This window comes from Halorubrum sp. SS7 (assembly GCF_005435055.1).
GTDB classification, from domain to species: domain Archaea; phylum Halobacteriota; class Halobacteria; order Halobacteriales; family Haloferacaceae; genus Halorubrum; species Halorubrum salinarum.
In genome coordinates this window covers 1-775 of sequence record NZ_SGXV01000179.1, presented here as the reverse complement: position 1 = coordinate 775, position 775 = coordinate 1, and the positions used below count along the sequence as shown (strand labels likewise).

Annotated in this window: 2 protein-coding genes; both read left to right on the top strand. The window is 48.0% G+C overall.

The genetic code is table 11. The features are described from left to right. A partial coding sequence (locus tag EXE44_RS17475; protein ID WP_137718012.1) for an N-6 DNA methylase occupies positions 1–568 on the top strand: 568 nt, incomplete at its 5' end. Beyond that, positions 561–775 (top strand): hypothetical protein (locus EXE44_RS17470; RefSeq protein ID WP_137718011.1); only part of this gene is annotated, 215 nt, incomplete at its 3' end. The genes EXE44_RS17475 and EXE44_RS17470, both read left to right, overlap by 8 nt.

The window sequence follows — 775 nt, the reverse complement described above, 5'->3', positions numbered from 1 at the left end:
TTTCATTCAGCACATCGCGAAACAACTGAAGAACCCTGAGAAGGATGGGAATGGAGGGAAGGCGGCTATTGTTATTCCTCACGGCGTTCTGTTCCGGAAACACGAGAGTCGGTATCGGAAGCCGATGTTGGAGAACGACATGGTGGAGGCGATCGTTGGTCTTCCCGAGAATCTATTCCAGAACAATTCGATCCCATCAGCCGTTCTCGTGTTGAATGCTGACAAGCCAGAGGAACGGGAGAACGAGGTTCAGTTCATCCACGCCGCCGACGAAGACTTCTATCGTGATGAATCGAATCAGAATGTTCTCACAGAGGATGGACTTGATCACATCGTTGAGAACTTTCGTGGGTGGACAACCGAAGAACGGGTGAGTCGAACTGTCTCGTTGGATGAGATTCGGGAGAACGACTACAATCTCAATGTCGCTCTGTACGTAGACACGACTGAGCCTGAAGAGGACATAGATGTTAAAGAGGAACTGGCGAAGCTACGGGAACTACAGACTGAACGCAACGAGATTGAAGCAACGATGAGCGAACATATGGAGGTGTTGGACTATGAGTGAAGACCTAACTCTGGATGAGTTTCAGCAAGTAAAGCCCGGAGAGAACTCCAAATCCGAATGGCAAGAGTCAAAACTTGATTATCTTCTTTCTGATCTGCTAACTGGAAGCCGCCCGACAGGCGGAGGTTTAGATGATGGGCAATATATCAGTATTGGTGGAACTCAGATTGATTCAGAGGGATATATTGATCTTCACGACTTAGTGTA